This is a genomic window from Enterobacteriaceae endosymbiont of Plateumaris pusilla (genome assembly GCF_012562765.1).
GTDB lineage: Bacteria > Pseudomonadota > Gammaproteobacteria > Enterobacterales > Enterobacteriaceae.
In genome coordinates, this window is the sequence record NZ_CP046226.1 from 273,476 (window position 1) to 294,963 (window position 21,488).

Below are 21,488 nucleotides of genomic sequence, written 5' to 3' on the forward strand. Positions count from 1 at the left end.
ATTAAAATTTAAAATTTTTTATAAAATATTATTCTAATATAATTTAATTTTTAATATTACCACCAAAACTTCTTTTTCTTTTAGAAAAATTTTCTAAAGCATCTTTAAAATTTTTTTCATTGAAATCAGGCCATAATATATTAGTAAAATAAAGTTCTGAATAAGCAATTTGCCAAATTAAAAAATTACTAATACGTAACTCTCCTCCAGTTCTTATTACTAAATCTACAGGAATAATATTACTTAAACATAAATATTTAGAAAAAATATATTCATTAATTTTTTTAGAATCTAATAAACCTTCTTTTATTTTTATAACAATTTTTTTTACTGCTGAAATAATATCCCAACGACCTCCATAATTAATAGCTATATTTAAAATTAATCCATTATTATTTTTAGTAAGATTTTCAGCTTTAATAATAGATTTTTGTAAATGAATACTAAATTTACTAATATTACCAATAATTTTTAAACATATATTTTTTTTTTTAAAATTTAAAACTTCATTATTTAATATTTTATTAAATAAATTCATTAAAAAATTAATTTCATTGATAGATCTTTTCCAATTTTCACTACTAAAAGCATATAATGTTAATACTTTTAATTTGTAAAATAATGCAGAATTAATAATTTTTTTTATAGTATTTACTCCTTCTTTATGACCAGAGAATTTCCATATATTTTTTTTTTTAGCCCATCTTCTATTACCATCCATAATAATAGCTACATGGTTTGGATAACATAATTTTTTAATTTTATAATCTAATTTATTTATTATCATTTTAATTTCATTATTAAAACATCAATATATTTTAGTTAATGTTTTTTAAATTTATTTTTCAATATATATTTAGTATATTTACGTACATAACTATCTATCCATAATATATCATGAATAGATTTAGGATTATTAAAAGATAATTTATTAATTATAGTTTGATTTAAAGGAGAAATATCATTTAATGATATTTCTCCTTTAATAAAATATTTTATAGCTATTTCATTTGCGGCATTTAATATTATAGATGAAGAAATATCTCCTGAAAAACATACTTCAATTGCTAATTTTAAACAAGAATATTTTATTAAATCTGGTTTTAAAAAAGTTAAAAATTTTAATTCATGTAAATTAATTTGTTCAACTCCAGAATTTATCTTAATAGGCCAATTTATCATACTAGCAATGGAAATACGTATATCAGAAATACTTAATTGTGTTGAAATACTACTATTTTTAAATTTTATCATAGCATTGATTTTTGATTCAGGATTAATAATAATCTCTATTTGATCTTTTTGTGTATTAAATAAATATTTACTAGCTATATATTCTAATCCTATATTCATCATTGTAGCTGAATTAATCATTGATTTTTTTTTCATATAACTATCAGTTTGTTTACAAAGATTTTTTATATAAATATCTTTAAATTTTTTTTTAGGAATATGTAAAAAAGAACCACCAGAACTAGTAAGAATAATACTTTGAATATTATTTTGATTTAAATTACAAAAACCTAATTTTTTTTGAATATTTATAGGCATCATTTGAAAAATAGAACTATTATTTTTATTAAGAGGTAAAATTTTTGCTTGAAATTTTTTAGCTTCATACATTAAAATATTACCAGAAATAATAATTAATTCTTCATTTGCTAATAATACATTTTTTCCTGCTCTAATAGCAGATAACACAGATAAAAATCCTGCTGTTCCATTTATAGCTGCAATAACTTGATCTACATCATCTAAAGATGATATTTGTTCTATTTCTTTTTCACCAAATAATATTTCTGTTTTAATTTCAGTATTAAATAAATTATTTTTTAACTTTTCAGCATCATTTTTTTTTAACATAACTGCATAGTCAGGATTAAATAAAATACATTGTTTAGTCATTAACTCTACATTATTATGAGAAACTAATACTTTTACTTTAAATAATTCAGGATTTGTTAATACAACTGACAAAACATTTCTTCCTATATATCCAGTTGAACCTAATATAGTTAAGTATTTCATACTATCCAATTATAATATTGTAAATAAAATATTAAATTATATTAATCTTTATTTAAAATTTAATAATTCTTTTTCTTTTTGTTCTAAAAAATCAGATATACACTTTATGTAATAAATAGTTTGTTTTTGAATACACTTATATAATTTTTTTTCTTCATTTTCACTTATTTTTTTTTCTTTTAAAAATAATTTAATTTTATTATTAGATTCTCTTCTAATATTACGTATATTAATACGATTTTTTTCAGTTTCTTCTTTTATGATTTTAATCATATTAATTTTTCTAGTTTCTGTAAGAGGAGGTATTATAACATAAATATTATGTGATGTTATTAGTTTTATATTTAAATTTAAATTTGACAATAATATAGCTTTTTCAATTTTTTTTAACATTAAAAAATCAAAAGGGGTAATTTTTAAAGTTTTTGAATTATCTACTACTATATTAGCTATATATTTTATAGGTATAAATTTATTATTAACTTTAATATTTATTCTATCAAGTAAATATGGAGATATTCTACTAATATATATTGTATTAATTTTTTTTTGAAATATATCTAAACATTTTTTCATATTATCTTCATTATTTTTTAGTATATAATTATACATATTATTATTCCATATATTTAGATTTATTAAAATTTAGAAAAGAACTTATAATGATATTATAGTACCTTCTTTTTCTCCGGTAAGAACACGATATAATGATCCTGATTTATTAATATTAAATATATGAATTGGAATATCATAATCACGAGCTAAAATAAAAGCAGTATAATCCATTACTTGTATTTTTTTTTTTAAAACATAATCATATGTTAATTTTCTATAAAATTTTGCATCATAATTTTTTATAGGATCTTTAGAATATACTCCATTTACTTTTGTTGCTTTTAATATAGCATTAGCTTCTAATTCAATTCCTCTTAAAGATACAGTTGTATCAGTTGTAAATAAAGGATTACCAATTCCACCTGATAATATAATTATATTATTATTAGTAATTAAGTTTCTAGCTTTTATTATATCATATTCATCACAAATTCCATTAATTTTAATAGATGACATTAAATATATATTTTTTAAATAAAGTTTCATAGAATTATATAATGCTAAGCCATTTATTATAGTTGCTAAAATTCCCATTTGATCAGCAATAATACGATCAAGATTATTATTTAATACAATAGATTTACCTCTAAATAAATTTCCTCCACCAATTACAATACCAATTTGTATTCCTAAAGGTAAAATTGTTTTTATTTCTTGAATTATGTAATTTAATTGATTTATATTTATAGTTATACTTAAATCATTTTTATCTTGTAAAAATTCACCACTAATTTTAATAATTACTCTTTTATAAATTAATTTATTTTTCATGTTCATAATATTAATTACACATAATTAAAATTTTTTATTTTTTATTTAAAAATATAATAAATATAAAAATTAATTTTTAAAGTAATTTTTCACCTAATTCAAAACGTATAAATTTAGAAATAAAAATATTATTTTTATTTAAAAATTGTAATACTGTATTATTCGTGTCAAATAAAAATTTTTGATTAATTAAAGTAATATTATTTATGAATTTATCTACACGACCTTTCACTATTTTTTCTATTATGTTAAAAGGTTTATTTAATTGTTTTGCAATTTCCATTTGTAATTTATATTCATCTTGAATAATTTTTTCAGGTACATCTTGTTTACTTATATATTTTGGTTTTAATACTGCTATATGCATAGCTATTTGTTTTATGAGTAATAAATTATTTATATTAGATTGAACTAATACACCAATACGTTTACTATGATGAAGATATTTACCTATAAAATTACCTTTAATTATACTTAATCGATTAATAATAATATTTTCTTTTAAAATTCCAATTAATTGAATTCTTTTTTCTTCAAAAATATTTTTTATTTCAATAATATTAGTAATTTTTTTTTTAAAAGAATATTTAAGTATATCTTTTGCAAAATTATTTAAATTAATATCTTTAGCTACAAAATCTGTTTGACAATTTATTTCTAATAAAATTCCATAATCATCTTTAATCAAATCTATAATAAAACCTTCTTTTGCTACAAAAATTGATTTTTTAACAGATTGTATTTTTAAATATTTACGAATATAATTTATAGCTAACTTTATATTTCCTTTTGTTTCTATCAATGCTTTTTTACATTCCATTATTCCTATACCAGTAATATTTCTTAATTCTTTTACTTGATTAGCAGTAATTTTAATCATTAAATTTCTCTTTTTTTAAATAAATTAACTATTTTAAATTTTATTTTTAATTTTTATATTATTATTTATTATTTGACTTTGTAAAATAGCTTTTTTTACATAATTTAAATATAATTTTATAGCACGTATTGCATCATCATTTCCAGGAATAACAAAATTAATACCTTCAGGATTAGAATTTGTATCAACAATAGCAAATATTGGAATATTTAATTTACTTGCTTCTTTAATTGCAATTTTTTCATAATTTGCATCTATTACGAATAAAGCATCAGGTAAACCTCCCATATTTTTTATTCCTCCTAAACTTTTTTCTAATTTTAATAATTCTTTTGTTCTAATTAATGCCTCTTTTTTTGTTAATTTAGTAAATGTACCATCTTTACTCTGAACTTCTAATTCTTTTAATCTTTTAATTGATTGTTTTACAGTTTTCCAATTTGTTAACATTCCTCCTAACCAACGATGATTAACAAAAAATTGATGACAATTATTAGCTGTGTCTTTAATAAATTTTGAAGCTGATTTTTTTGTACCTACAAATAAAATTTTACCTTTACGAGAACTAATTTTTTTTAATTCTATTAAAGCATTATTAAACATGGAAAGAGTTTTATCTAAATTAATAATATGTATTTTATTACGATGATGAAAAATAAATTCTTTCATTTTTGGATTCCAATAACGAGTTTGATGTCCAAAATGTACTCCAACATTAAACATTTCATTTATTGATATATTCATTATTTAATCTCTCTTTATTATATTTACGTATAAATAATAATTATTAATTACTAACTATTTTTTAGTATAATACTAATTATTAAAAAAAAATTAATATTTTATAAGTTATTTATAAGGTAATATTAATTATTATACAATTAATAATTATATGGAAATATTAATGACTATTATAATTAAAAATTATGAAGAAATAAAAAAAATAAGTAAATCATGTCAATTAGCTGCACAAGTTTTAGAAATGATAAAAAATTATATAAAACCAGGAATTAGTACAGAAAAATTAAATAATATATGTCATGATTATATTATAAATTTTCAAAAATCTAAACCAGCTACTTTAGGATATAAAGGATTTCCAAAATCTGTTTGTATTTCTGTTAACGATGTTGTATGTCATGGTATTTCTAGTAAAAAAGAATTATTAAAATATGGTGATATTATAAATATAGATGTAACTATACTTAATAATAATTATTATGGTGATACTTCTAAAATGTTTGTAGTTGGAGATTATTTATCAAAAAAAACAAAATTATTATGTCTTACAGCTCAAAAAAGTTTATATAAAGCTATTAATATAATTAAACCTGGTATTAATTTAAATTTAATTGGTAAAATTATTCAACAATATGTTGAATCTAAAAATTTTTCTGTTGTAAGAGAATATTGTGGTCATGGAATTGGAAAAAATTTTCATGAAGAACCACAAATTTTACATTATGATTCTTATCATAATAATATTATATTAAAATCAGGAATGATCTTTACTATTGAACCTATGATTAATATGGGTAAACATTATGTATATTTAACAAATGATGGATGGACTGTAAAAACAAAAGATAAAACTTTATCTGCACAATATGAACATACTATTTTAGTAAATAATAATGGATGCGAAGTATTAACAATACGAAAAGAAGAATATAATAAAATAATAAAAATTTAATTATTTAAAAATATTTAATATAATCAAGTAATTATTATTAATAATAAATTATTTGATTATATCAAAATAATTAAATAAACTTAATCATCTAAAAAACTTTTAAGTATTTCTGAACGACTTGGATGACGTAATTTCCTTAATGCTTTAGCTTCTATTTGACGTATTCTTTCCCTAGTTACATCAAATTGTTTACCTACTTCTTCTAGTGTATGATCTGTATTCATATCAATACCAAATCTCATTCTTAATACTTTAGCTTCTCTAGGAGTTAAACTAGATAAAATATTATATGTAGCTAAACGTAAACTTTCTGAAGTTGCTGATTCTAATGGTAATTCTAATGTACTATCTTCAATAAAATCACCTAAATGTGAATCTTCATCATCTCCTATAGGAGTTTCCATAGATATAGGTTCTTTTGCTATTTTTAATACTTTTCTAATTTTATCTTCTGGTATCATCATTCTATCTGATAATTCTTCAGGAGTAGGTTCTCTACCAATTTCTTGTAATATTTGTCTAGAAATACGATTTAATTTATTAATAGTCTCAATCATATGTACTGGAATACGTATGGTTCTTGCCTGATCAGCAATAGATCTTGTTATAGCTTGTCTTATCCACCAAGTAGCATATGTAGAAAATTTATAACCTCTTCTATATTCAAATTTATCTACTGCTTTCATAAGTCCAATATTACCTTCTTGAATTAAATCAAGAAATTGAAGACCTCTATTTGTATATTTTTTTGCAATAGAAATAACTAGTCTTAAATTAGCTTCAACCATTTCTTTCTTAGCACGTTTAGCTTTAGCTTCTCCTATTGATATTTTTTTATTAATATTTTTTATTTGATTAATAGTTAATCCTGTTTCTTTTTCAATTTCAATTAATTGTATAAAATTATTTTCTATTTTTTGAAAAAAATCGTTAAACTCTAAAAATGATAATTTTTTATTTATTTTAAATTTTTTTAATTGATTTAAAAAATCATTTTTATTAATTTTTTTATTGGAAAGTAATAAAATAATATTTTTTTTAGATATTTTATATTTTTTAATACATAATTCTATTATATTATGTTCTTGTAAACGAACACGTAACATTATAGAACGCATATTATTAACTAAATAATTAAATTCTTTAGATACTAAACGAAATTGTTTAAATATTTCTGCCAAATTTTGAATTTCATTTATAGAATCATTATGATATCTACCTTTTTCTTTTATAAGATAAGATGTCATATGATATTGATTTCTTAATTCTAAAAATTTTTCTTTTGCTAATTTAGGATCTATAATATTTTCATTATTATTTGATTCATTTTCTTCAGATAATTCTGTTTTTATATTAATAATTTTATTAAAAATAATTTCTTCATTAATATTCATATTAACAAAACCATTAATCAAATCAGATAAACGGATATTTCCTAATTCTACTTGATTATATTGTTTTAATAAATAAATAATAGCTTTTGGATATTCAGCAAAAGAACATTGTACTTGATTAATACCTTCTTCTATTCTTTTAGCAATATTAATTTCACCTTCTCTTGTTAATAATTCTACTGTTCCCATTTCACGCATATACATACGTACTGGATCTGTTGTTCTACCTATTTCTGAATCTACAGTAGTAGATAATTGTACAACAGCTTCTTCTGCTTCATCATTTGTATTATTATTTTGACTTAATATTAAATCATCTGCATCAGGAGCTTCTTCCATTACTTGAATTCCCATATCATTTATCATTTGAATAATATTTTGAATTTGATCAGAACTAATAATATCATCAGGTAGATGATCGTTAACTTCTGAATAAGTTAAATATCCTTGTTCTTTACCACGGATAACAAGAAGTTTAAATTGTAATTGTGAGTTATGCTCCATAAAAAATTCCATACTTCTATTATCATATTTTATAAGATTTTTTTTATAAAAATAAATAGAATTTATCATTTCTATTAATAAATAAACTATATTTTAATTTAGTATTTAATAAAAAAGTAAAATTTAATATATTTTAAAATTTGGTTTTAATTTTTGCTAAATTTTTATTTATTAACCATAATTCTCTTCTTTTTTCAATATTTAATCCTTCTTTTCTTTCTAAAAAAATTAAATATTCTTGTCTTTCTTCTAAAAGATGCATTTTTAATTTATTTATTAAATGTATAAAAAATTTTTCTATTTCTTCTTCTGGAATCATATGGTTCCAAATTGCTAATGTTTCAAGAGGTTTTTTAAGTTTTGTTCCTCTATATTTTTCCAAAATTTGTACTGTTGTTATTTTTTTTTTATTACAAATATGAATTAATTCAATAAAAAATTTTAATCCATTAATGTTAGATGTTTTAAATAGTTTAAATTCTGGTATAATTTTTATTAATTTAGGTTTTTGTAATAACAAACTAATTAACATTCTTATTGTTGTTTTTTTAAAATTATTTAAATAATTATTATTTAATATTTTTTTTTTATTGTTTTTTTGAAGAATTAATTTATATATTTCAAAAAAATTTAAAATACCTATTTTTTCTCCTATTTTTTTTATTAAATTAATTTGAAATATATAATCTGGAATATTATGAATTAATGATAATGCTAAATTAATAAATTTAGCTTTTCCTTCACAATTTTTAATATTAATTTTACTTATTAAAATTTTAAAAAAAAAGTCCGAAAATGATAAACTTTTATTTATGTGTTGTTCAAAAATAATTTTACCCTTTTTTTTAATTAAACTATCAGGATCTTCTCCATCAGGAAGTAATAAAAATTTTATTTGTTTACCACATACCATATGAGATAAACTAATTTTTAATGAATTCCAGTTAGCTTTTCTTCCTGCATTATCTCCATCATAACAATAAATTATTTGATTAGTAATTTGAAATAATTTTTTTATATGTTCATTTGTGATTGATATTCCTAAAATTGCTACTACATATTTTATATTAAATTGGAATAAACTAATAACATCAGTATATCCTTCTACTACTAAAATTTTTTCTAATAAAATAGATTCTTTTTTTACTTCATATAAACCATATAATTCATTTCTTTTATGAAAAAAAATATTATCAGGTGAATTTAAATATTTAGGTTCTTTGTTTTCTAAAGATCTACCACCAAAACCGATAATTTGACCTTGTAAATTTTTAATAGGAAATATTATACGATTATAAAAAATATCATAATAATTATTATTATTTTTACTATAAATTAACATTTTTAAATCTTTAATTAAAAAATCTTTTTTTTTTTATTATTACATATTAAATAAATAAAATTTTTACAAGAAAATCCAATAGAAAAATAATCTAATATTTTTTTATTAAAACCACGATTTAACAAATAATGATAAGCTTTTTTTCCTGAAGAAGAATTAATTAAGAAATTTTTATAAAAATTACTAATATCTAACATTAAATTATATATATATTTTTTTTTATTTATGATATCTAAACAATTTTTATTATTATTTTCTTGAGGAATTATTAATCCAAAATAATTTGATATAAATTTTATACTTTCAATAAAACTAATATTATCATACTTCATGATAAAATCGATTATATTACCATGTATTCCACAACCAAAACAATGGTACAATTGTTTTTCTTCACTAACAACAAATGAAGGATGTTTTTCTAAATGAAAAGGACAAATTCCAAAAAAATTTTTACCTCTTTTTACTAATTTTACCCTATTTTGTATTAATAATATAATATTACATTTATTAAGTAAATCATTTATATATGTATGTGGTATATATGTTCTCATTGATAAAATATATTTAGATTAATAAAAAATCATTTATAATAATATAATTATAAATATTTTAATATAAACGAATTCTTTTTAAATTTTCTCTTGCTATTTTCTTAGCATGTCTTTTAGTTGCTGATGCTTTAGCTCTTTTTCTTTTTGTTGTAGGTTTTTCATAAAATTCTCTACGTCTAACTTCAGATAAAATACCTGCTTTCTCACAAGAACGTTTAAATCTTCTTAAAACTAAATCAAAAGGTTCATTTTCACGAACTTTAATCACTGGCATTTTTAAAATTTCTCTATTAATTTAAAATTATTAATGATGAATTATATCATATATTATATAATATACTATACAAATTCTATTTTATTAATTACATTAATTTATATTTATTAAAATTTTTATAAAAAAATGTTAATTATGGGAATAGAAACATCATGTGATGATACAGCTATATCTATTTATGATAGTAAATATGGATTATTATCTAATAATGTTTATAGTCAAAAAATACATACAAAATATGGAGGTATTGTTCCTGAATTAGCTGCAAGACAACATTTAAAAAAAATTATTCCATTAATTAAAAAAACATTATTTTTGAATAAAAAAAAAATTAATGATATTAATGGAATCGCTTATACTGCAGGTCCAGGATTAATCAATTCTCTAATGATAGGTGCTACTGTTGCACATACATTAGGATTTTCTTTAAAAATACCAGTTATTCCTATTAATCATATTGAAGGACATTTATTATCAATAATGTTAGAAAAAAAACATCCAAATTTCCCCTTTATTGTTTTAATAGTTTCAGGAGGTAATACACAATTAATTTATGCTTATAAGTTTGGAAAATATAAAATATTAGGAAATAATATTGATGATGCAGCTGGAGAAGCTTTAGATAAAATAGCAATTATTTTAGGTTTAAAATTTCCAGGAGGAAAAAATTTATCTAAAATTGCTAAATTTGGAATTTCGAAACATTTTATTTTTCCTAGACCTATGATAAAAGATAAAAATAATTTAAATTTTAGTTTTTCTGGATTAAAAACTTTTGCAAAAAATTTTATAAACAAATATACAATTTTAGATTTTCAAACAAAAGCAGATATTGCATGTGCATTTGAAGATGCTATTGTAGAAACTCTTTTTATTAAAAGTCTATGGGCTTTAAAAAAATATAATATTACTAAATTAGTAATTGCAGGAGGAGTTAGTGCTAATAAAAAACTAAGAAAATATTTAACTAAAGAATTAAAAAAAAATAACATTGAAGTTTTTTATAGTACTAATAAATTATGTACTGATAATGCAGCTATGATTGCATATATTGGTATGCAAAAATTTAATAAAAAAAATAAAAATAAATTATATGATATTTTTATTAATTCAAAATTATCATTAAATTATGATAAATAATTAAAAAATTTTAAAAAAAAATAAAAATAAATAAAATATTTTTATAAATTAAGTTTATATTATGATGAAATTAAAATATTCTACAATTATTTTATTAAGTATAGTTGAAGGATTAACTGAATTTTTACCTATATCATCTACAGGACATATGATTATATTTAATCATATATTCAATATTATTGAAAATGAAAAAATAAAAGTCTTTGAAGTAATAGTACAATTAGGATCTATAACATCAGCATGTATTATTTTTTGGTCAAGAATAATAAAAATTATTAATAATTCACTATCATATAAAATATTTTATAAAAAAAAAATAACATTATTACATATAATAATATCTATATTACCAATAATTATTCTAGGTTTATTGTTTTATGATAAGATTAAATCACTTATGAATGTTATTATAGTTTTTTATGGATTAATATTTGGTAGTATATTACTATATTTATCTGAAGTATTTAAACCAAATAAATATTATATTAATAATATTAACGCTTTAACATATAAAAAAGTATGTTTAATTGGTTTATTTCAATGTTTATCATTATTTCCTGGAATATCTAGATCTGGTTCTACTTTATCAATTAGTTTATTATTAGGAATAAATCGTTTAGTATCATCAGAATTTTGTTTTATTATAGCAATACCTATAATTTTTGGTGCTAGTTTTTTAGAACTATATAAACATATTCACATACTTTCTATAGAAGATAGTAAATTTATTTTTTTAGGTTTCATTATATCATTTATTATAAGTTTAATTACTATTAAATTTTTTTTATATTTTATAAATAATGTTTCTTTAAAATGGTTTGCTATATATCGTTTTTTTATAATAATACTTTTATATATAAAATTTATTTAATTTTTTTTAGAATTTATAAATAATTTTAATAATTTTAATCTACGTTTATTTATAATTTTAGCAATATCTGATCCTTTAATTCCATTTGGGATTATATCCTTATTATTAATAATTTTAATTATATATTGATATATATCAATAAAATATTTTCCTTGTTTATAAAATAAAGAATCTAATGTAGCTCTTCCTCTAGCATCAGATTCACTAATTAAAGCAATTTGTTTTACTCTATAAGGTTTTCTCCATGCATCAATAATATTATATATATTAAGTATATTTTCAGCCTTTTGATTATAAATATCATGTATTATATCATGTACTTTAGCAGATAATATAGCTAAATCACGAATATTATTTGGTATTTTTAATCTTTTACATAATGTTTTTATTAAAGGTATTCCAGCAACACCATGTCCATAATGTCTAGGCCATAATTTTTTAGGAGTCATTCCTTTACCTAAATCATGACATAAAGCAGCAAATCTTATTTCTAAATCAGAAGTTAATTTAGATGCAATAGATAATGTCATCATAGTGTGGATTCCAGTATCTATTTCAGGATGCCATTTTACTGGAGCTGGAATTCCATATAATTTATCAATTTCTGGAAAAAGAATTGATAATGCACCACATTTTTTTAATGTTATAAAAAATATATGTGGATTTGATCCTTTAAGAGCATTTTCAGTTTCTTTCCAAATTCTTTCTGGTTTTAAATAAGATAATTCTCCAGAATTACTCATTATTTTCATTAGTTTAAATGTATTTTTATCAATATTAAAATTTAAATGTGATAATTTAGCAGCAAATCTAGCTACTCTTAATACTCTTAAAGGATCATCTTTAAAAGAATGAGAAACATGTTTAAGTATTTTATTATGAATGTCTTTTATTCCATTATATGGATCATAAAAGTTTCCATATTGATCTTGTGCAATAGCATTAATTGTAAGATCTCTACGTAATAAATCTTCTTCTAATGTAACATTAGGTGATGAATAATAAATAAATCCTTCATACCCATGTCCTGATTTTTTTTCAGTTCTAGCTAATGCATATTCTTCATGTGTTATTGGGTGTAAAAATACAGGAAAATCTTTTCCAACTAATTTAAAACCTAATTTAATCATTAAATCTACACTAGCTCCTACTACTAACCAATCTTTATCTGAAAATTTTAAATTTAAGATAAAATCTCTAATAGCTCCACCTACTAAATAAATTTTCAATTATTATACTCCTTAATTAAATATAATTTATGTTACAATTTTGTTAAAAAATTATTTTTATATATTGCATATTATTTTTATATTAAATCATTATAATAAAACTATTTAATATTATTAATATGATTATAAACTAAGATCATTATAATGGACTATTAAAATGAAATTAATATTACCTGATTTTAATAATACAACAGTTTTAGTCGTTGGTGATGTGATGCTAGATCGTTATTTTTATGGTTTAATAAATAAAATATCATCAGAAGCTTCAGTACCAGTAGTAAAAATTACAAATATAAATTATATTCCAGGAGGTGCAGCAAATGTTGCTATGAATGTATCTTCAATGGGAGCTAATGTTAAACTATTTGGCTTATTAGGTATAGATAATGCAGCAAATATTATTAAAAAAAAATTAAAAATAAATAATGTTGATTATAATTTTATTCAAGATGTTAATTTTAAAACTATCATTAAAACAAGAGTATTATCTTTAAATAAACAATTAATACGTTTAGATTTTGAAAAAGAATATAAAAATATACATAATAGTAATATATTACTAGAGAATATTAGAAAAATTATACCTAATATTAATATTATAGTTTTTTCTGATTATAATAAAGGAACATTATATAATATACAATCTATGATTAAATTAGCAAATTCATCAAAAATACCTGTGATTATTGATCCTAAAGGAGATAATTATGAAAAATACTCAGGAGCTACATTATTAACTCCTAATTTAATGGAATTTGAATCAGTAGTTGGAAAATGTAATTCTGAAAAAAAAATAGTTGATAAAGGTTTAAATTTAATTTCACGTTATAATATAAATTCATTGCTAATTACTAGATCGGAAAATGGAATGAGTTTAATTCAAAAAAATAAAGAACCTATTCATTTTAAATCTCAAGCACATAAAGTTAATGATGTTACTGGTGCTGGTGATACTGTTATTGGAGTTTTATCAGCATTTTTAGCTCAAGGTAAAATGTCTCTGAAAGATTCATGTTTTTTATCTAATATTGCAGCAAGTATAGCAGTCAGTAAATTTGGTACTGCTACTGTTAGTTTTAATGAATTAAAAAATTTATATAAAAAAAATTTAATAAATAATTAAATTGATATTTAAATTTTTTTATAATTTCATATTATTATTTATAATAAATACGTTAATTTTATTTAAAGTTGTAATATATGTATAATATAAATAATCATAACTTACTTATTTATCAATTTGGTAATTCAATTACTAGAGTAAAAAATGCTATTTTATCTCTTAATAAAGGAAAAGGTGTTTTAATATTAGATAATGAAAACCGTGAAAATGAAAGTGATATTATTTTTTCTGCAGAAAAAATTACTGTAAAACAGATAGCTTTAACTATTAGATATGGAAGTGGTATTATTTGTTTATGTATTACTGAAAGTTTAAGAAAAAAATTAAATTTACCTATGATGGTAAAAAATAATACTAGTTTTTATAAAACAGCTTTTACAGTTACAATTGAAGCAGCTAAAGGTATTACTACAGGTGTATCTGCACAAGATCGATTTACAACTATTAAAACAGCTATAAATATTAATGCAAAACCTAATGATTTAAATCGTCCTGGACATGTATTTCCATTAAGAGCTATGAAAGGAGGAGTTTTAAAAAGACAAGGACATACAGAAGCTACTATAGATTTATTAAAAATAGCAAAAATGAATCCTACAGGAATATTATGTGAATTAACAAATAAAAATGGTTCAATGGCACGTACTCAAGATACCATATTATTTGCAAAAAAAAATAATATGTCAGTATTAACTATAGAAGATATAATTAATTTTAGAATTAAATACAATATTTATTTTTAAAATAATATTTATCGGCGAGAGAGGATTTGAACCTCCGACCCACTGGTCCCAAACCAGTTGCGCTGCCAAACTGCGCTACTCGCCGTTAACTATTTATTTTATGGGGTGGTTAATGGGATTCGAACCCATGACAACTGGAACCACAATCCAGCGCTCTACCAACTGAGCTATAACCACCATAAATTTTTTATAATTTAGAATAATAATTTTGCACCCGACAGGAATTGAACCTGAATCCTCTGCTTTCGGAAAGCAGTACTCTATCCTACTGAGCTACGGGTGCTGATAACTATACCTATTTATACAGTTAATATTACAAATTCATAACTTTAATGTCTAGTATTTTTACTAAAAATATTAAAAAAAATATTTGTTTATAAATAAAATATTTGTTAAATATTTTTAAAATAAAAGTAAAAATTAATTATAATATTTTTTATTTTTATTAAAAATAATTATTTTAGCTAAAATAAATTAATAAATTTAAATTTTATGATCTTTTCATCATTTCAAAAAATTCATCATTTGTTTTAGTCATTGATAATTTATTTATAAGAAATTCCATAGCATCAATTTCACTCATTGGATGAATAATTTTTCTTAAAATCCACATTTTTTGTAAATCTTCTTGAGAACTTAATAATTCTTCTTTTCTAGTTCCTGATCGATTATAATCAATAGCAGGAAAAACTCTTTTTTCGGCTATTTTACGTGATAAATGTAATTCCATATTACCTGTTCCTTTAAATTCTTCATAAATTACATCATCCATTTTAGATCCAGTATCAATTAAGGCTGTTGCTATTATAGTTAAACTACCACCTTCTTCAACATTTCTTGCAGCTCCAAAAAAACGTTTAGGTCTATGAAGAGCATTAGCATCTACACCACCTGTTAATACTTTACCTGAAGCAGGAGCAATTGTATTATAAGCTCTAGCTAAACGAGTCATTGAATCTAACAAAATTACAACATCTTTTTTATGTTCTACTAATCTTTTAGCTTTTTCAATAACCATTTCAGATACTTGAACATGTCTAGATGCAGGTTCATCGAAAGTTGATGCAATAACTTCTCCTTTAACTAATCTTTGCATTTCAGTAACTTCTTCAGGACGTTCATCAATTAATAAAACTATTAATACACATTCTGGATGATTATAAGCTATACTTTGTGCTATGTTTTGTAATAACATAGTTTTTCCTGCTTTAGGAGGAGCTACAATTAATCCTCTTTGACCTCTTCCAATTGGTGACGCTAAATCTAAAACTCGAGCTGTCAAATCTTCTGTAGATCCGTTTCCCCTTTCCATACTTAAACGAGAATTAGTATGTAATGGAGTTAAATTTTCAAAAAGAATTTTACTACGAGAACTTTCAGGTTTATCATAATTTACTTCATTAACTTTTAATAAAGCAAAATATCTTTCTCCTTCTTTTGGAGGTCTTATTTTACCTGAAATTGTATCTCCTGTACGTAAATTAAAACGTCTAATTTGACTTGGAGATACATATATATCATCTGGTCCTGCTAAATAGGAACTATCAGATGAACGTAAAAATCCGAAGCCATCTTGTAATATTTCTAATACTCCATCACCAAAAATATCTTCTCCAATTTTGGAATGTTGTTTTAATATAGCAAAAATAATATCTTGTTTACGCATTCTAGCTAAATTTTCTAAATCAATTTTTTTTGCTAAATTAAGTAAGTCTGATATTAATTTATTTTTTAATACGGTAAGATTCATAATGGTGAGGTCTTAATCTTGAATAAAACTGAAACATTTCTTTTGAAATGGTATTGTTAATTGATTTTATATACTATATAAATTATATTTATAAAATTTATAAAAATTTTAATAAAATAGCATATAATTATTATATAAATAATACAGTATTATGTAATTTAAAAAAATAAATACTTATGATTAAGTATCATAATTAAAACTCTCCTATAATTTATATAAATAAAATTTTATTAAAAAATTTTATTTACTTAGTTATTTGTAAAATAAAATTTATTATTTTAGATGTTTATCTAAAAATTTTATTAATTGAATTTTATTAATTGAACCAGTAGTTTTATCTACTATAATACCATTATTAAATAATATAATTGTTGGTATACTTCTAATATCATATTTCTGAGCAATATTTGGATATTCATCAATATTTAACTTAGCAAAAAACAATTTTTTACGATACGAATTAAATATATCTTTTAAAACTAAAGAAAACATTTTACATGGATTACACCATTCAGCCCAAAAATCAACTAAAATAAAACTATTAATATTAATTTTTGTTTTAAAATTTATATCATTTAAACTAATAATAGTTGAATTATTCATAAAATAAATTAATATCCTTTATTATATTATATAAAATTAAATAAAATTTTTTATAATCAATAATTTTATTTTAAAATAAATATGATGTTTGATTATATAATGAATTTAATAAATATACAAACTTAATTATACAATATTTTATATATATTAAATTTTATATAAAAAATAATTAATATTTTTAAAAAAATTTTTTAATATTTTATATTTAATAATTTTATCTTTAACATTATCTAAATATGTTATTTTTTTTTTATTCCATCTCCAATTTTTTACTAAAATGCTTATTATAGAATGTTTCCAATTATAAATATTTTTATTTATTGACAATTTTTCATTTGTTTTAATATAAAAACATTGTCTTACTAAATCTAATTGTTGAAAATTACCTATATTTTTTAAATAAACTGTAATTTTTTTTAACATCATACAATATGGATCTAGTCCAAATGAAATAATATTACCATTATGTAAGCATTTTTTTAAATCAATAGCTAATAATATTATATTAGGATATTCATATAAATAACTTTCTAATAATAAAATTTTTAATATTGTTTTATATGGATATAAATCCATTTTATTATAAAAATGCCATAAAATAGATTTTAAATATTTATTAATAGAAATATTTTTTAATTTTCCTAAATCTAACCATTCATTTTTTATGAGTATTTTTTTTTTATATAAAAAATTGACATAATCATCATAATATTTTTCTTTATTGATTGGAATAATATTCCATATTATAGGTTTACCAGCCATACATACAGCTGTTCTATAAAATTCATCTAATAATAAATTTTTATTAATTGTATTAATAGATGATTTCTGTACTAAAAAATTATTTTTAAGAAAATAATTTTCATCTATTAAAAAAAAATTAACTTCTACTCCTATCAAATTACACCATTGTTCTAAAAGAAGAAATTTTTTTTTTAAAAACAAACATTTTTTTTTACTTAACCATATTTTTCGAAATACCCAAATGTCAAAATCAGAATTTTTATTTTGACAAATAGATGATATACTACCCATAGAATATATTCCTGTAATAGGATTATTATATTTGGAATATTTTTTTTTAAAAAATATACTATTAATTGTTAATAAAGATAAATATTTCTTATTAGGATAAAAATTATCTATTCCATGGGGAACATCATCTGAAATATATCCTGGAATTAACGGATGATTATAATGTAATAATATAGGTAATAAAACATATATTTTTTTAAAAACATAATTCATTGAGTTTATAGCTCGATTAATTCTTAATTGATTTAATATATTTATCCGTTTTATAATTTTTTCTATACAAAAATAAAAGTTTGTTTTCATAATATTATTTATAGTAAATAAAAGATTATTAATTATATTAAATATTTATTAATTTATATATAATAAATTTTATTGTGAAAAATATATTTTAATTATATTTAAATTTTTATAAATTTATTGTATAAATATCTTTTATAATAAATTAACCTTAGATTTTTAAATAAAATTTTATATAAAAAATTCTAAAATAAAAGTTAACATAATTTTTTTAGATATATTATTAAATAAAAAATAAATATATTAAATAAATATAAAATAAAATATCATAAATAAATTTATTTATTTAGGTAAATAATTTTTAAAATATTTTAAAATAAATTTTATTTAATTTTAAAACTTAATCATTCAAAATAATTTAAATTTATATTGGAATAAATATGAAAAAAAAAAATAAGATTTTATCTTCTTTAAATATTTTATCTATTGCAGGAGTATCTCCATATGTAATTAAACCAAAAGAAGAATACATGAATAAAAAACAATTATTACATTTTAAAAAAATATTACAATCTTGGCGTGAACAATTAATAAATAAAGGTAATTATACTATTTCTTATATACAAGATGAAGCATCAAAATTTCCTGATCCAATAGATAGAGCAACACAAGAAGAAGAATTTAATTTTGAATTAAGAAATAAAGATAGAGAAAGAAAATTAATAAAACAAATTGAAATAACTTTAATGAAAATTGAAAAAAATAATTTTGGTTATTGTCAATCTTGTGATATAGAAATTGGTTTAAAAAGATTAGAAGCTCGTCCTACTGCAAATTTATGTATTGATTGTAAAACATTAGCTGAAATTCGCGAAAAACAAATAGCAGGATAAAAAATAATTTATAGATATAATATAATCTATAAATTATTTATTTAAATTTTATATTAAATAATATTTATTAATAAATTTTTTAAAAAAATATTTCTTTTCCATTTTTTATAAAAAACCAAGATAATGAATATAAGATAATTATACCAAATATTAAAATTAAAATAGTAATAAATAAAGAATTATAATTAATACCTAAGAAACTATAACGAAATCCAGAAACAATATAGAAAATTGGATTAATTTTTAATATTTTTTTCCAAAAAGATGGTAATAAAGAGGTTGAATAAAAAACACCTCCTAAATAAGTTAAAGGAGTTAAAAAAAAAGTAGGAATTAAACTTATATCATCAAAATCTTTAGCAAAAATAGCATTTAATAAACCAGCTAAAGAAAATAATATAGCAGTTAAAATAGTTATTATAATAAAAAAAAACCAAGAATATATATATAAAGGTATAAAAAATGTTGATATTAAAGTAATTAATATACAAATAATAATACTACGTGCTATTCCTCCTCCAATATAACCAATAATAATAATATGAATTGGTACAGGAGCAATTAATAATTCTTCTATATTACGTTGATATTTGGATCTAAAAAATGATGAAGCAACATTTGAATATGCATTATTAATAATGTTCATCATAATTAATCCTGGTATTATGAATTGTATATAACTAAATCCTAGAATATTATTTATTTGCGATCCAATAATATTACCAAATATTATAAAATATAATGTTATAGTTATAATAGGAGGTATTATAGTTTGTATCCAAATACGAATAAAACGATCTATTTCTTTTTTCCATATAGTTTTTAATGCAATTAAATAACAATTTATCATAATATATCCTTATAATTTTATTTAATTAATACAGTCTAAAAATAATTTTTCAAGTCTATTATATTTATTATTAATACTTATAATTCTAATATTTTGTTTTGTTAATTGTTTAAAAATATCATTTAATACTTGTTCCTTAAATACTTCTATTTCTAAAGTATTTGTATCAATTACTTTATATTTAAATCCGTGAAGAATAGGAATTATTTTATTATCAGAATAATAATTTAAAATTAATATTTCGTATTTTAATTGAGATAATAATTTCTTTATAGAAAAATTTTTTATTAATATTCCTTTATTCATAATACCTATATTACGACATAATATTTCAGCTTCTTCTAAATAATGAGTAGTTAAAATTATTGTAATACCTTTTTTATAATTTAAATCTTTTAAAAAAGACCATATATTATGTCTTAATTCAAGATCAATTCCAACTGTTGGTTCATCTAAAATTAATAATTTTGGATTATGAATAAGAGATTTTATTATCATTAAACGTCTTTTCATTCCTCCTGATAATATTTGAGCTTTATAATTTCTTTGTTTCCATAAACTTAATTTATTAAGATATTTTTCAATTTTTATTAAAGCATTTTTTTTTCGTATACCGTAATAACCTGCTTGATTTATTAATATTTGTATAACAGTTTCAAATGGATTAAAATTAAATTCTTGAGGTACTAATCCTATTAATTTTTTAACTTGAAATGTATTTTTTATTAAATCATAATTAAATACATTAATTTTACCTGAAGATTTATTTATTAATGAACTAATAATTTTTATAACAGTTGTTTTACCTGCACCATTAGGTCCTAATAAAGCATAAAAATCACCTTTTTTAATATTTAAATTAAAATTTTTTAATGCTTGAATTTTATTTGAATAAATTTTAGATAAATTATTAATTTTTAACGCATATAATGACATTATATTTATAACTCTTAATT

General features: G+C 19.8%; 22 protein-coding genes and 3 tRNA genes. 6 read left to right on the forward strand and 19 right to left on the reverse strand.

Annotation, left to right across the window (positions count from 1 at the left end):
• Positions 1-43: 43 nt before the first annotated feature.
• The 6 genes from uppS to rpsB all read right to left on the reverse strand — a co-directional run bounded on the left by uppS (position 44) and on the right by rpsB (position 5,038).
• Positions 44-787: a polyprenyl diphosphate synthase gene (gene uppS / locus GJT83_RS01210; protein ID WP_168892638.1), complete on the reverse strand. Its 744-nt coding sequence runs from the start codon at positions 785-787 to the stop codon at positions 44-46.
• Between the two features lie 35 nt (positions 788-822).
• Entirely contained in the window at positions 823-2,028 is a 1,206-nt protein-coding gene (dxr, locus tag GJT83_RS01215) for a 1-deoxy-D-xylulose-5-phosphate reductoisomerase (RefSeq protein WP_168892639.1), read from the reverse strand.
• Between the two features lie 48 nt (positions 2,029-2,076).
• Complete coding sequence (locus tag GJT83_RS01220) at positions 2,077-2,640, reverse strand: ribosome-recycling factor (RefSeq protein ID WP_168892640.1); 564 nt, start codon at positions 2,638-2,640, stop codon at positions 2,077-2,079.
• 45 nt (positions 2,641-2,685) lie between these two features.
• The gene (gene pyrH, locus GJT83_RS01225; protein WP_168892641.1) at positions 2,686-3,420 is read right to left on the reverse strand and encodes a UMP kinase; all 735 of its coding nucleotides are present in this window, start codon (positions 3,418-3,420) and stop codon (positions 2,686-2,688) included.
• Between the two features lie 70 nt (positions 3,421-3,490).
• Positions 3,491-4,294, reverse strand: a complete 804-nt coding sequence (gene tsf / locus GJT83_RS01230; protein WP_168892642.1) for a translation elongation factor Ts — start codon at positions 4,292-4,294, stop codon at positions 3,491-3,493.
• Positions 4,295-4,327: 33 nt separating this feature from the next.
• Entirely contained in the window at positions 4,328-5,038 is a 711-nt protein-coding gene (gene rpsB / locus GJT83_RS01235; protein ID WP_425482435.1) for a 30S ribosomal protein S2, read from the reverse strand.
• A gap of 160 nt (positions 5,039-5,198) precedes the next feature.
• On the opposite strand from rpsB, the gene map reads away from it, so the two are divergent.
• Complete coding sequence (map, locus tag GJT83_RS01240) at positions 5,199-5,987, forward strand: type I methionyl aminopeptidase (protein ID WP_168892643.1); 789 nt, start codon at positions 5,199-5,201, stop codon at positions 5,985-5,987.
• A gap of 80 nt (positions 5,988-6,067) precedes the next feature.
• Here map and rpoD read toward each other — a convergent pair whose 3' ends face one another.
• The 4 genes from rpoD to rpsU all read right to left on the reverse strand — a co-directional run bounded on the left by rpoD (position 6,068) and on the right by rpsU (position 10,055).
• Positions 6,068-7,885 (reverse strand): RNA polymerase sigma factor RpoD, encoded by a 1,818-nt coding sequence (gene rpoD, locus GJT83_RS01245; protein ID WP_168892865.1) that lies wholly within the window; start codon positions 7,883-7,885, stop codon positions 6,068-6,070.
• 133 nt (positions 7,886-8,018) lie between these two features.
• Positions 8,019-9,227: a DNA primase gene (locus GJT83_RS02495; RefSeq protein ID WP_168892644.1), complete on the reverse strand. Its 1,209-nt coding sequence runs from the start codon at positions 9,225-9,227 to the stop codon at positions 8,019-8,021.
• 14 nt (positions 9,228-9,241) lie between these two features.
• On the reverse strand, positions 9,242-9,781 hold the full coding sequence (locus GJT83_RS02500; protein ID WP_168892645.1) for a CHC2 zinc finger domain-containing protein: 540 nt from the start codon (positions 9,779-9,781) through the stop codon (positions 9,242-9,244).
• 58 nt (positions 9,782-9,839) lie between these two features.
• Positions 9,840-10,055: a 30S ribosomal protein S21 gene (rpsU, locus tag GJT83_RS01260; protein ID WP_168892646.1), complete on the reverse strand. Its 216-nt coding sequence runs from the start codon at positions 10,053-10,055 to the stop codon at positions 9,840-9,842.
• A gap of 126 nt (positions 10,056-10,181) precedes the next feature.
• Here rpsU and tsaD point away from each other — a divergent pair, with 126 nt between their 5' ends.
• Complete coding sequence (tsaD, locus tag GJT83_RS01265; RefSeq protein ID WP_168892647.1) at positions 10,182-11,195, forward strand: tRNA (adenosine(37)-N6)-threonylcarbamoyltransferase complex transferase subunit TsaD; 1,014 nt, start codon at positions 10,182-10,184, stop codon at positions 11,193-11,195.
• 61 nt (positions 11,196-11,256) lie between these two features.
• Complete coding sequence (locus GJT83_RS01270; protein WP_168892648.1) at positions 11,257-12,066, forward strand: undecaprenyl-diphosphate phosphatase; 810 nt, start codon at positions 11,257-11,259, stop codon at positions 12,064-12,066.
• Here the strand turns inward: GJT83_RS01270 and GJT83_RS01275 are convergent.
• Positions 12,063-13,295 carry a multifunctional CCA addition/repair protein gene (locus GJT83_RS01275; RefSeq protein WP_168892649.1) on the reverse strand — a complete coding sequence of 411 codons (1,233 nt, stop codon included), beginning with the start codon at positions 13,293-13,295 and terminating at the stop codon, positions 12,063-12,065. The two genes, GJT83_RS01270 and GJT83_RS01275, sit on opposite strands and share 4 nt — an antisense overlap.
• Positions 13,296-13,452: 157 nt before the next feature.
• On the opposite strand from GJT83_RS01275, the gene rfaE1 reads away from it, so the two are divergent.
• Together rfaE1 and ribB are read left to right on the forward strand one after the other, a co-directional pair.
• Complete coding sequence (gene rfaE1 / locus GJT83_RS01280; RefSeq protein ID WP_168892650.1) at positions 13,453-14,418, forward strand: D-glycero-beta-D-manno-heptose-7-phosphate kinase; 966 nt, start codon at positions 13,453-13,455, stop codon at positions 14,416-14,418.
• A 77-nt stretch (positions 14,419-14,495) separates the two neighbouring features.
• The gene (gene ribB, locus GJT83_RS01285) at positions 14,496-15,161 is read left to right on the forward strand and encodes a 3,4-dihydroxy-2-butanone-4-phosphate synthase (RefSeq protein ID WP_168892651.1); all 666 of its coding nucleotides are present in this window, start codon (positions 14,496-14,498) and stop codon (positions 15,159-15,161) included.
• A gap of 11 nt (positions 15,162-15,172) precedes the next feature.
• Here ribB and GJT83_RS01290 read toward each other — a convergent pair.
• The 6 genes from GJT83_RS01290 to GJT83_RS01315 all read right to left on the reverse strand — a co-directional run bounded on the left by GJT83_RS01290 (position 15,173) and on the right by GJT83_RS01315 (position 18,852).
• Positions 15,173-15,246 (reverse strand) — tRNA-Pro (locus GJT83_RS01290).
• Positions 15,247-15,262: 16 nt separating this feature from the next.
• Positions 15,263-15,338: transfer RNA gene (locus GJT83_RS01295), tRNA-His, on the reverse strand.
• A gap of 32 nt (positions 15,339-15,370) precedes the next feature.
• Positions 15,371-15,444 (reverse strand) — tRNA-Arg (locus GJT83_RS01300).
• 207 nt (positions 15,445-15,651) lie between these two features.
• Positions 15,652-16,911 (reverse strand): transcription termination factor Rho, encoded by a 1,260-nt coding sequence (gene rho, locus GJT83_RS01305; RefSeq protein WP_168892652.1) that lies wholly within the window; start codon positions 16,909-16,911, stop codon positions 15,652-15,654.
• 273 nt (positions 16,912-17,184) lie between these two features.
• Positions 17,185-17,514: a thioredoxin gene (gene trxA, locus GJT83_RS01310; protein ID WP_168892653.1), complete on the reverse strand. Its 330-nt coding sequence runs from the start codon at positions 17,512-17,514 to the stop codon at positions 17,185-17,187.
• 147 nt (positions 17,515-17,661) lie between these two features.
• Positions 17,662-18,852 carry a class I adenylate cyclase gene (locus GJT83_RS01315; protein WP_168892654.1) on the reverse strand — a complete coding sequence of 397 codons (1,191 nt, stop codon included), beginning with the start codon at positions 18,850-18,852 and terminating at the stop codon, positions 17,662-17,664.
• A gap of 377 nt (positions 18,853-19,229) precedes the next feature.
• Between GJT83_RS01315 and dksA the strand changes: the two genes are divergently transcribed.
• Positions 19,230-19,682 carry an RNA polymerase-binding protein DksA gene (gene dksA, locus GJT83_RS01320; RefSeq protein ID WP_168892655.1) on the forward strand — a complete coding sequence of 151 codons (453 nt, stop codon included), beginning with the start codon at positions 19,230-19,232 and terminating at the stop codon, positions 19,680-19,682.
• Positions 19,683-19,761: 79 nt separating this feature from the next.
• Here the strand turns inward: dksA and GJT83_RS01325 are convergent, their stop codons facing one another.
• Both GJT83_RS01325 and GJT83_RS01330 read right to left on the reverse strand, forming a co-directional pair.
• On the reverse strand, positions 19,762-20,532 hold the full coding sequence (locus GJT83_RS01325) for an ABC transporter permease (RefSeq protein WP_168892656.1): 771 nt from the start codon (positions 20,530-20,532) through the stop codon (positions 19,762-19,764).
• A 21-nt stretch (positions 20,533-20,553) separates the two neighbouring features.
• Complete coding sequence (locus GJT83_RS01330; protein ID WP_168892657.1) at positions 20,554-21,468, reverse strand: ABC transporter ATP-binding protein; 915 nt, start codon at positions 21,466-21,468, stop codon at positions 20,554-20,556.
• Positions 21,469-21,488 lie beyond the last annotated feature (20 nt).